At 62.0% G+C, this 10581-nt stretch carries 11 protein-coding genes; 4 read left to right on the top strand and 7 right to left on the bottom strand.

The annotated features are described in order from the left end of the window. Positions 1 to 5: 5 nt before the first annotated feature. Both NY08_RS04685 and NY08_RS26400 read right to left on the bottom strand, forming a co-directional pair. Positions 6 to 353: a helix-turn-helix domain-containing protein gene (locus NY08_RS04685; protein ID WP_045195161.1), complete on the bottom strand. Its 348-nt coding sequence runs from the start codon at positions 351 to 353 to the stop codon at positions 6 to 8. A gap of 2 nt (positions 354 to 355) precedes the next feature. After that, positions 356 to 1504 (bottom strand): tyrosine-type recombinase/integrase, encoded by a 1149-nt coding sequence (locus NY08_RS26400; protein ID WP_082073692.1) that lies wholly within the window; start codon positions 1502 to 1504, stop codon positions 356 to 358. Positions 1505 to 2218: 714 nt separating this feature from the next. Here NY08_RS26400 and NY08_RS04695 point away from each other — a divergent pair. Continuing rightward, complete coding sequence (locus NY08_RS04695) at positions 2219 to 3301, top strand: GGDEF domain-containing protein (protein WP_045195163.1); 1083 nt, start codon at positions 2219 to 2221, stop codon at positions 3299 to 3301. 36 nt (positions 3302 to 3337) lie between these two features. On the opposite strand, the gene NY08_RS04700 is transcribed toward NY08_RS04695, so the two are convergent. The 4 genes from NY08_RS04700 to NY08_RS04715 all read right to left on the bottom strand — a co-directional run bounded on the left by NY08_RS04700 (position 3338) and on the right by NY08_RS04715 (position 6579). Continuing rightward, positions 3338 to 3835: a DUF6328 family protein gene (locus tag NY08_RS04700; protein ID WP_032398097.1), complete on the bottom strand. Its 498-nt coding sequence runs from the start codon at positions 3833 to 3835 to the stop codon at positions 3338 to 3340. Then, on the bottom strand, positions 3832 to 5505 hold the full coding sequence (locus NY08_RS04705; protein ID WP_082073693.1) for a cation:proton antiporter family protein: 1674 nt from the start codon (positions 5503 to 5505) through the stop codon (positions 3832 to 3834). The genes NY08_RS04700 and NY08_RS04705 overlap by 4 nt, the downstream gene beginning before the upstream one ends. A 195-nt stretch (positions 5506 to 5700) precedes the next feature. Next, positions 5701 to 6156, bottom strand: a complete 456-nt coding sequence (locus tag NY08_RS04710; RefSeq protein WP_032398482.1) for a tellurite resistance TerB family protein — start codon at positions 6154 to 6156, stop codon at positions 5701 to 5703. 90 nt (positions 6157 to 6246) lie between these two features. After that, positions 6247 to 6579, bottom strand: coding sequence for a hypothetical protein (locus NY08_RS04715; RefSeq protein ID WP_032398096.1), 333 nt, complete (start codon positions 6577 to 6579; stop codon positions 6247 to 6249). Positions 6580 to 6771: 192 nt separating this feature from the next. On the opposite strand from NY08_RS04715, the gene NY08_RS04720 reads away from it, so the two are divergent. The 3 genes from NY08_RS04720 (at position 6772) to pabB (ending at position 9870) form a co-directional block, all read left to right on the top strand. Then, positions 6772 to 7110 carry an RNA polymerase-binding protein RbpA gene (locus tag NY08_RS04720; protein ID WP_027497120.1) on the top strand — a complete coding sequence of 113 codons (339 nt, stop codon included), beginning with the start codon at positions 6772 to 6774 and terminating at the stop codon, positions 7108 to 7110. A 281-nt stretch (positions 7111 to 7391) separates the two neighbouring features. After that, positions 7392 to 7787 carry a chorismate mutase family protein gene (locus NY08_RS04725; RefSeq protein ID WP_230597022.1) on the top strand — a complete coding sequence of 132 codons (396 nt, stop codon included), beginning with the start codon at positions 7392 to 7394 and terminating at the stop codon, positions 7785 to 7787. A 10-nt stretch (positions 7788 to 7797) separates the two neighbouring features. Beyond that, positions 7798 to 9870, top strand: a complete 2073-nt coding sequence (pabB, locus tag NY08_RS04730) for an aminodeoxychorismate synthase component I (RefSeq protein ID WP_032398480.1) — start codon at positions 7798 to 7800, stop codon at positions 9868 to 9870. Positions 9871 to 9923: 53 nt separating this feature from the next. Here the strand turns inward: pabB and NY08_RS04735 are convergent, their stop codons facing one another. Further along, positions 9924 to 10520: a hypothetical protein gene (locus tag NY08_RS04735; protein WP_045195165.1), complete on the bottom strand. Its 597-nt coding sequence runs from the start codon at positions 10518 to 10520 to the stop codon at positions 9924 to 9926. Positions 10521 to 10581 lie beyond the last annotated feature (61 nt).

Consider the following 10581-nt stretch of genomic DNA (forward strand, 5'->3'; position numbering starts at 1 on the left):
GGCTTCTACTGAGGTGGGCCGGGTCGGTGGATGCGGGCGCGTGTGGGCCGCACCATGGGATCGGGAACCGCGGCGATTGCTGGGCCGCGTGCGCCGGCGGTCCGGCGCGACGGGGTGGCGTCGACGCGGAAGTCGCAGAGGTCTTCGGTGGAGCAGTCGAGGACGTGGCACAGGGCACCGAGCAGCGCCAATGGCAACCTGTCCGGGGTGTTTCCCAGGAGGCGGTAGAGCTGAGAGGCGGACAGTTCGATTCCGATGTCGTGCAGTGGTGTCATCAGATCGGAGATGTTGTTCATCCCGCGGGCGGCCATGATTTCTCTCAAACGCCATTGGTATCCGATGCGGTACTGCATGGCTATGGTCCCTTCTGCTGGTTCGTCGTCGTGCTGTTCGCAGCTGTGAGTCGGTCCGCGGCGGCCGCCAGAGCCGAGGCGACCACGCGGGTGCGGTAGTCGGGGGAGACGAACGTGTAGATCGACGTGGTGGACGCATGCTCGTGGCCGACCTGCTCTTGGATGAACCGAGTGTCGTAACCGGATTCGACGAGCATGCTCACGTAGGACCGTCGCAGCGAGTGAAAGTCCAGTCCCGGATCGGTAAGTCCTGCTTGGTCACATAGTGCGGCGAAGCTGGTCGAGACGGCCCCGGCGCTGATGCGATCGGACCGTTCGGTGGGAAACAGCGCTGCGCTGTTGCGTCCGAAGACGGGACGGGCGTGCTCGATCCACTGTTCGAGGCAGTCGATCACCCAGGCAGTTTCCGGAACGGTGAGCACCCCGCGCCGCTTGGGCGGCGATCCTTTGCTGGGTTTGCCGTAGCGGACGTAGCAGACACCGAACTGGCCGAACTGCGGCGCGCGTGGATTCGGTCCGAAGTCCGACAGATCTAACATACGAGTTTCGTTGCGGCGCAAACCCCATGCGTAGGCGACCTTGGTGATGGTCGCGGTCCGGAAGGCGACCATCGGGCCCTTGACACCGGCGTCCCGGCGCCGGTCCACCTGATCGTCGGCGGTGTCGCACAGGTCTTGCAATTCGTCGACGGTGTAGGCGCGTTTGCGGGGATCACTGGCGCCTTCCTGAACATGGTGAGCGGAGTTCGACTCGAAGATGACCTGGATTGGATGAGTACCGAACCGGTTCTCGCACTGAGTAATCCATCCGTACGCAGGATCGGTCAGGTATGCCATGAATTGCCGGATCGCGCCCTGATACCCCAGTACAGTGCTGTGTGCGGCGCCATCGATTCCGCGGAGTTCGGCCGCCCAATCGTCGGCCTGCGACGCAGTCCACACCCATGGCCCTTCCGCATCACAAAAGCTGTGAAACCGTCGAATGACCGAGACTCGACTCGCGATGGTGCCCGGGGAGAGGTTGCGCGCCAACTGTTGACGCGACCAACCCGTCATCATCGCTTCGAACACCGCCTCTGCAGGCCGTAGTACAGCGACCCCATCGGCCAACTGCAACTGCGCCGCACCAGGCGGCAACTCACTACGTCTCATCAGACCCCCCAGCCCGTCGTTCGCAATCTACGCGAAAGTCTCGCATATAGTGCGAATAAGTGTACGTAGTAGCAGGTCACACCACATGCGGCTCGAACGGCTTCGACGCCGAATCGCATCAGCGACATCACCAGATTCGATTCGAGTCTCCGCTAGGATCGACCGATGCAGGTCATGGCCAGGTGCGCCATGACTGCAGTACTTACTTCGGTGGCCTCGTCGGGGAGCCGTCCGAGTTCGCATTTTCTGCGACTCGCGAGAGATTACTTGACATAATGTTGATTATCGGCAAAAAGATGGCGCAGCTCGGAAGCTGACTGGCCGGTTGGCACGGCTGTCCGGTTCGTGTGAGTCGAAATGTACGGGTGTGTCTGCGTCGACTCTTCCACCGGCGTGCGCACAGTTTTCGAGCGTCGCGTCGGCCATCCGCCGTTGGCCGGCTCGGCTCTTCGCTGTGATTGGATGACGTGCGCGTATCCCGCCTGATCCAGGCCATTTCTCGGGCCGCTCCTGGGTCGTCCCCGTTTCACTGCTCCGAAACGTCACAGTGACGTTTTGGGGTGATGCGGCGGGAGTTGGAATCTTCTCAGTGCGACGGTGATCATGTCGAAAACGGTCATTTCGATCGGTATCGGCTGATTCCGTGGTCGAAGCGCACGTTTCTGCTACTGTCCGTGAAATTGCTCGGTGCAGATACCAGCCGAAGGTCACCCGATGTTCGCCGTTCGTCCGTTCATCTCGGCCTCGGGTCGACGTGTGTCGTCGCAACAGCGCGCGGACAGTTCGGTGGCGGGGCTGTTGGATCTGGACGCGACTCGAACTCGCGTCATTCGATTACTCGTCGGCTCGGGGACGTTGTCGATCGGTCTCATCGGTTTACTGAGCGCACCGTCCGAGGAATACAGCGGTTGGCGAGTACATGCGGTGGTAGCAATCAGCCTGACCGCGTTTCCGGTCGCGTTGCGTTGGTTCTTCGGTCGATGGCCGGGACCGCGTCTGCTGACTGCATTCATCGTGTATTCGGATGTATCGATCGCCGCCGGTCTGTTGTTGAAGGACACGACAATGACTGCGATCGGCGGCACGGTACTCTTCGCCGTCATCACCACTCTGGCTGTGGTGGCGGTGCCGCTACTCCCCTGTCTCGTGCACATCGTTTTCGCCACAGTGATCCTTGCGGTGGTGGCCGCACTCACCGTGCACGCGGACGTCGCCAGCGGCTGGGTCGTTGCCGCACACAGTATGACCATGCTGTTGATGTTCGCGTCTCCGCTCATTCTGATGGTGTACGTGAGCGAGCTCAGATCTCGGGCACGGGAGTCGCTGGTGGACCCGCTGACCGGCCTGCACAACCGTCGCGGGCTGTTCGCTGCAGTAGCTGCCACCGCGATGACGACACCGGATGTGGAACCGAAGGTGATATGCGCCGTCGCCGCCGATGTCGACGGGATGAAGGGTGTCAACGACAGCTACGGACATCACACCGGCGACGCGGTTCTCGTCGATGTGGCCCAGCACATGCGAGCGCTGGCGGCCAACCGCTGGATCGTCGCACGACTGGGCGGTGACGAGTTCGCGTGCATCGCCGTCGGGCGACCTGCCGACCTCACCGACCGAACTGCAGAGCTCGTGGAGCGCCTCGGACGGGCCCGGATGTTGTCCGGACTCACCGTCAGTGTCGGGTCGGCAGTGGTACCAGTCGACGCGGACAGTGATGTGCGGCAGTCCGCGCACGACGTACTCCGCATCGCGGACTCGGAGATGTATCGAGCGAAACGCAGTCGCTGGCCGGCGTGAGAGCAGACACCGAGCGAATTTGTCGTCACCGCAACGTCATCGAGTTTTCAGATACCACCGTGGGAGTGCCACCCACAACGTGAGGAGAAGGGTCAGAGCGACCAGTGCCGCTACGATGCCGACGAGCGGACCGACCACGAAGTCGAACGTGAGAGCCACTACTCCCACCAGTGCGATGCCCAGCATGAACAGGCCTGCGATCGCGAGTCGGTTGCCGACCCGTACGAGTACATCGATTTCTTTGTGACGGAACAGAATTCGGTGCATTCCCACCGGCGCAATCAGCAGGATGGTTGCAACGATCGACGCACTGACGGTGATCAGATACACCGCTCGGCCGAATGTGGACACGTCGTCGAACCGTTGTTGGAACGGCAGGGTCAGGAGAAATCCGGTCAACAGCTGAACCCCGGTCTGTTCGACGCGCAGTTCCTGAAGTAACCCGAGCCAGTTCCTGTCGAGCTGCTGAGTCGGCGTCTCTCCCCTGGCCCGTGCATTCCATTCGGCATTGGGAGGTATCGACCGATCGGTCACGGGCTCTCCTTGTGTGTTGCCGGTTCGGTCACCGGTCGGGTGACGCCGTCGACAGCGGGTGTACCACGATCGTCGGCGAGAGTGTCGTTGCCTTGGACCGGGGACGCATGGCCAACCTGGTCCGCCAGCTCCAAGCCCGCTCCCGCATAGACGTTGAAGGCGATGTCGACACCGTGATCCCTGGCCCACTGCACTTCGTCGTCGTAGCGCGCGACAGCAGCGACCGTGCCACTGAACCCGGATTCGCGCAGACAGGCGAGGGCAGTGACGTTGGCGCCGTGACGCGGCATCGCCAGCACCGCGATTCGAACCGACTCGGAGTGGCGTAGTTGGTTCCAGAAGTCCAGGTCGGTCGCGTCGCCTTCGATCACTCGCAGGCCCTGATCGGCGAGTCGGCGAATGCGTGGCCCGTCGTAGTCGACACCCACCACACCGAGGCGGTAGTGGTCGGTCAGCCGCTGATACGCCGCGAACCCGACACGCCCCATTCCGATCACGACGACCTCGGCATCGCCGGCGTCACCGGAACGTTCCTCCGGATGCAGACTGCCCTCGTCCTGCTCGGGCAAACGAGTCGCAATCTTCTCGACCATCAGGTGCCCTCGTCCGTTGACCAGCGCCGACGCCACGAAGCTCAGGGCCACGGCTATCGACATCTCGACCAGCCATGCCGGTGCCAGCAGGCCGGTCGTCACTCCGACCGAGACGACGATCAATCCGAATTCCGAATAGTTCATCAGGCTCAACCCGGCAAGCAGAGCTGTTCGATATCGCAACTTCATCAGGGCGAACAGCGCGAGATACAGCACGGACTTGAGCGGCAACAGAAACACCATGAGCAGTGCGACGCCGAGACTGGGCAGGTCGGGTAGACCGGACAGACCGATCGAGACGAAAAAGCCGACCAGCAGCAGTTCCTTGATGTGGAACAACGATCGAGACAGCTCGGACGATGCCGGATGCGACGCCAGCAGTACACCGATGATCAGTGCACCCAGGTCTCCTTTGAGACCCAGTGCGGAGAACAGCGCGTAACCGGGCACCAGCGCCATCACGATGCCGAAGAGGGATTGCATCTCACCGTGACCCAGTCCGCTCCATACTCGTCGGAGGATGCGAGTGACGGGCCACAGCAGCACCAGCATCAGCGCCCAGGGACTGGGCAGCGTGCCGCTGGTGACGGTCAGGAACACCACGGCGACGATGTCCTGCATCACCAGGACACCGATCGCCACCCGTCCGTAGAGGGCGTGTGACTCCCCTCGCTCCTCGAGAACCTTGACCACGAAGACGGTGCTCGAGAACGACATGGCGAAGGCGAGCAATGCGATCGTCGTCAGGCTCTGCCCGGACAGCATGGCCAACCCCGCCACGGCAGCCAGCCACAGAACGGTGGTACCGACCACGACGCTGATCACCAGATGCACCGAGGTGGTCAGCCACACTTCCCGGCGCAGCAGAATACGAACGTCGAGCTTGAGACCGATGGCGAACAACAACAGCGTCACACCCAGATCAGCGAGCAGCTCGAGCTGGGGCACCTCACCGACGTCGAGTGCATTGATGACGAAACCGGCAGCCAGAAATCCGACCAGTGGAGGCAGCCGTACCACCATGGCAAGTCCACCCAAACCGAAGGCGATGACGAGGTAGATCGCGGCAACTGTCATGCACGGTCCCTTTGCTGGTGGGCTGCAACCGGATCTCCAACGGATCGTTCGACATCGGCACATGCCGTCGGAGTGTCCTCAGTATCCCGGCAAGACCGCAATTTCACAGCGCACGAGGCTCGACGGGAACGGCGGTCGACGACGCGGATTGCTTCGTCGACCGCCGTTCCTACGTGATACTTCGGCTGGGAACTCTCAGAGCTCGAACTCGGCCGGATCGATTCCGACCGCGAAGCACGCGTTGCGCACTGCGGCCTTCTCGTGATCGTCGAAATGGCCGTCTGCGCCGCCGATGATGATGCCGATCTGGATGACGGCTCGTGCTTGGTCGGGCTTCGATTTCAGTTTGCCGATCGTGGCTGTCGCCTCGACCTTCCCAAAATCGAAATCTCCCTGCAGCTTGTCGCAGTACCAGTCGAATTTCTGCCGAAGTTCGTCGGGCTCGAACACTCGCAGTGCCTCGTTACCGGCGATGAGAGATGCCGTCTTCTGGCGCTCGGCAGGATCGATGGTGCCGTCGGCCGCCGCGATCAGGGCGCACATGGCCATGCTGCCGTTGGCGAATTCCTTGTTCTTGAACTGGCTGGTCTTCGTCTGCAGCTGGCCGTTCAATTCCTGTGCCTTGGACTTGAGTTGATCCCAGAACGCCATGGAGCTCCTCACTAGGTGGTACTCGCCCGCACAGTCGCGCGGGCTTCGACCATTGTCCACGTAGTCCGTGAACTGGAGAGGAACTCCAGCTCAGCGCAGCCGTTCTGCGTCGTGCGCCTTGGCCAACAGTTCGACGCACAGTCGGTGCAATTCGGCGGCGTCGGCACCCTCCGTCACCGCAGTGCTGACGTCCTCGGCAGCACACCGAACTTCGAACGCTCTGTCGGCCGCCGCCGATACCTCCTCGGCGGTCAACACGACAGCGTCGTCGGGAATCGACGTCCCTTTGGTCGCGCTGCGTTGCTCGTAGGCGCGTTGACGGCACGATTGACGGCAGTACCGCCGCTTCCGGCCGGTTCCGGAATCGGCGACCGGGCGTCCGCACCAGGTGCATGTCTGGTCGCGGCGGGTTCTGACGGACATGGTCGTTCAGCCTACTGCGGCCGCGAGGTAAGATCGCCCGATAAGCTGCGCCGATCGGACCGCGCCTGGACCCATCGGCTCGGGAACGAACCGGCGTGCGGCGACGTTGTAGATCAGTGGGTAGACGGTGTAGTTCGAAGTCGACGGATGGCTTCGGCGCACGTACCTACTATCGATGGAGAGGACTTCACCATGGCAGATCGTGTACTTCGAGGTAGTCGGCTGGGAGCGGTCAGTTACGAGACCGACCGTGATCACGACCTGGCACCCCGCCGCGTTGCGCGCTACCGGTGCGACAACGGCGAAGAGTTCGACGTACCGTTCGCCGACGATGCCGAGATTCCGGGTACCTGGGCATGCCGCAATGGCCTGGAAGGGTCGCTGATCGAAGGCACCGCGCCGGAGGCCAAAAAGGTCAAGCCTCCCCGCACCCACTGGGACATGTTGCTCGAGCGTCGCTCGGTCGACGAGCTCGAAGAACTCCTCAAGGAACGCTTGGACCTGCTGAAGGTGAAGCGCCGCGGGGCATGACCGCCGCCGCTCACTGCACCGCCTGATTGGAAACAATCCGGCGGTGCAGTTTTTTTGTGCTATTCGAACCTGCTGAATGTTTCGATGTGCTTTGTCGCATTAATTGTCCACCGAACGAGGATTCCAATACGATCGACTGGCGGTGTCAGAGTCCGAGGTGACATCATCGAGTATCGGTTGTCACACAAGTGGACGATTCGTGAACGGTTGCCGTAACAGTTATCGGACAATATCGATAAACAGCAGGCACCGGAGTCGAATAAACCAGGGGGCATCAACACGTGAGCCAGGATTCTGATCAGCGCTCGACCGACGCCTTGCGTACGGCGGCCTCCGATGCGAAATCGGAAGGTCATCGCGCAGTCGGCGAGCAGAAGCTTGCGGAGTTGAGGCGCGAGTTGGACGGAATCGACGAGGTTCTGCGCGCTGCAATTCGAGACCGCATCGATGTGTGTGTACGAGTTGCACACGTAAAACGTGAACATGACATTCCGATGATGCAACCAGGCCGCGTCGGACTGGTGACCGAACGAGCGCGAGAATTCGCGTCGGCCAATGGACTGTCTCCCGATTTTCTCGAAGATCTGTATCGATCGATGATTGCAGAGGCATGTCGCGTCGAGGATTCGATCATCGATTCTCCGACGCCCGGGCCCGGCCTCGACAGTGAACGGTAGAAGCACTCCGATGACGATCCATACGCTCCTGGTGGACAATTACGATTCGTTCACCTACAACCTGTACAGCCTTCTGACCGAGGTGAACGGCCGACCGCCCACTGTGGTCAAGAACGACGTCGAGTGGACGTCGCTGAATTTCGACGCCTACGACAACGTCGTGATCTCGCCCGGTCCCGGGCGTCCGGATGTCGAGCAGGACTTCGGGATCAGTGCCCGCGTGATACTCGAGTCGGGTCTACCGATACTCGGCGTGTGCCTCGGGCATCAGGGTCTGTGCCATCTGTTCGGTGGCAGTGTCGATCTCGCGCCCGCGCCGATGCACGGCAGGATCACCGACATCACCCATACGGGTGTGGATCTGTTCGAAGGGATTCCGTCGCCGTACTCGGTAGTGCGATATCACTCGCTCGTCGTGACCCGCACCCCTGCCGACTTCGAGGAAGTCGCGTGGACGCCCGACGGACTGGTCATGGCGGTTCGTCACCGCAGCAAGCCCATGTGGGGAGTTCAGTTCCATCCCGAGTCGATCAGCACCGAATACGGCCGCGAACTACTCGCCAATTTCCGCGATCTGACGTTGGCTCGATCGAGCGCATCGAGTGCCGCGCGTACTCAGGATTCGATGTTCACCATCGAAACACGTTCGCTGGAAGGAGCATTCGACTCCGAGCAGGTCTTCGAAGCTCTGTTCGCGGACGGCTCGAAGAGTTTCTGGCTGGACGGCAGCGCGGCTCTCGAACCCGACTGCAGATTCACCGTCATGGGCGACTGCTCGGGTCCCCATGCGGAGTACGTGACCTATTCGGTTGCCGAGACCACGGTGACCGTGCAAGGTTCAGACGGTACGACCGAGCGCATTCACTCGACGTTCTTCGACTACATCGACGACCGTTTACGAGAGCGGGCCACTCCCCCTCGGCACGACCTACCGTTCGCTTTCGGTCTCGGTTACGTGGGGTACCTGGGCTACGAACTCAAGGCCGACACCGGTGGGCAACTGGTGCACACCTCTGCGACTCCCGACGCGTCGATGGTCTTCGCAGACCGCGCGTTGGTGTTCGACCACGAGGCAGGCACCCTCTATCTGATGGGGTTGGCGACCACCCCCGGGGATCCTGTGTTGGCGACGTGGTTCGACTCGGTCACCGATACCCTGCATGGTCTGTCCCGAAAGGTCGCCCCCGACAACCGTCCGGGTGTGCCCGCCTCCGGCACTCCCCTGCTCGGAGCCGATCGGTCGCTCGAACCCCGCCTACGCCACGACCGTGCCCACTACCTCGATCTGATTTCCCAGTGCCTTGCCGAGATCCGTTCCGGTGAGACGTACGAGGTCTGTTTGACCAACACGGCGACCGTGGCCGGTTCCATCGACGCGACCGCCACCTACTCGTACATGCGCGAAATCAACCCCACTCCGTACAGCGCCCTGCTGAAGTTCCCCGAGCTGTCGGTGTTGAGTGCGTCTCCGGAACGCTTCCTGCGCATCGACGCCGACCGCATAGTCGAGTCGAAGCCGATCAAGGGAACTCGTCCTCGCGGAGCCACCGCGCAGGAAGACAACGCACTGAAGGCCGATCTCGTCGCGAACGAGAAGGACAAGGCCGAAAACCTGATGATCGTGGACCTGGTGCGCAACGACCTCGCCCAGGTCTGCGTGCCGGGGTCGGTGCACGTGCCGAAGCTGTTCGATGTCGAAACCTATGCTCCCGTACACCAATTGGTCTCGACGGTTCGTGGGCGCCTGCGCGACGACGCGTCGGCCGCGGACTGTATCCGCGCTGCGTTTCCGGGTGGATCGATGACTGGAGCTCCGAAGATCCGCACGATGGCGATCATCGACAAACTCGAAGACGGACCGCGGGGGGTGTACTCGGGTGCTATCGGTTACTTCTCGATCACCGGCACCGCGGATTTCTCGATCGTCATCCGCACGATCGTGGCCACCGAACACGAAGTGACGTACGGCGTCGGCGGCGCGATCGTCGCTCTCTCCGATCCCGACGAGGAGTTCGAGGAGACCATGGTCAAGGCTGTGTCGATGCGCCGCGCGCTGACCGGAAGAACCGAAAACAGCGGGTAGGGCATTGACGCCCTGCCCGCTGTTCGACACTCCCCGACTCGGGGTCGACGTGCCTACGGAGTGGTGAAGTACTCGAACACTGCAGGCTGAGCCTGCGGGTTTCCGTTGCTGGTACCGATGACTGCGCCCGCGACCGTACCGATGACGGTTCCGATGATGCACCCGGAGATGAAGTTCGGGAAGATCGACACACAGCCGATGGCGAAACCGAGGCCTGCGCCGATCGCCGTGCCGACACCACCACCGTTGTTCCAGCCGATCGCGAGCTGGTTGACCATGTTGTCGAACGCCTGCTGCTTGGTCCGCGGACCGGCGACATCGGCGACGGGAACCGTCTGCGGAGTCAATGTCAGTTCGCGACCCTCGGCACCGATCAGCGGTGCGATCGAGTAGACGGTGCCGTTGACGGTGTATTCCAGCGGGACAGATGCAAGCGTGGCACCGGCCTGGTCGATGACGGACACGGTCTCGTTCGTGGCGTCGACCCGGAACAGTCCGGCATTGAGGATGGTGGTGACCGTTCCGTCGGGGTTGACCGACGTCTCGTAGTTCACCGTGTCCGACGACGGGTCTGCCACAGCATGGCCCGCTCCGGTGGCCACCGCAGCGGTCAACGCCACCGCTACCGTTGCTGTTCTGATCAGTTTCACTTATGTCCCCTGGTGTTGGTTATTCGCCTTCGGCGGCATTCGTGCCGAATGCCGATGGTAT

The organism is Rhodococcus sp. B7740, from assembly GCF_000954115.1.
Lineage (GTDB): Bacteria > Actinomycetota > Actinomycetes > Mycobacteriales > Mycobacteriaceae > Rhodococcoides.

What these genes read in the sequence shown, in the direction of transcription:
- NY08_RS04720 (WP_027497120.1), top strand. Translation starts at nt 6,772, where the DNA reads ATGGCAGATCGTGTACTTCGAGGTAGTCGGCTGGGAGCGGTCAGTTAC.
- NY08_RS04685 (WP_045195161.1), bottom strand. Translation starts at nt 353, where the DNA reads ATGCAGTACCGCATCGGATACCAATGGCGTTTGAGAGAAATCATGGCC.
- NY08_RS04715 (WP_032398096.1), bottom strand. Translation starts at nt 6,579, where the DNA reads ATGTCCGTCAGAACCCGCCGCGACCAGACATGCACCTGGTGCGGACGC.
- NY08_RS04710 (WP_032398482.1), bottom strand. Translation starts at nt 6,156, where the DNA reads ATGGCGTTCTGGGATCAACTCAAGTCCAAGGCACAGGAATTGAACGGC.
- NY08_RS04705 (WP_082073693.1), bottom strand. Translation starts at nt 5,505, where the DNA reads ATGACAGTTGCCGCGATCTACCTCGTCATCGCCTTCGGTTTGGGTGGA.
- pabB (WP_032398480.1), top strand. Translation starts at nt 7,798, where the DNA reads ATGACGATCCATACGCTCCTGGTGGACAATTACGATTCGTTCACCTAC.
- NY08_RS04695 (WP_045195163.1), top strand. Translation starts at nt 2,219, where the DNA reads ATGTTCGCCGTTCGTCCGTTCATCTCGGCCTCGGGTCGACGTGTGTCG.
- NY08_RS26400 (WP_082073692.1), bottom strand. Translation starts at nt 1,504, where the DNA reads ATGAGACGTAGTGAGTTGCCGCCTGGTGCGGCGCAGTTGCAGTTGGCC.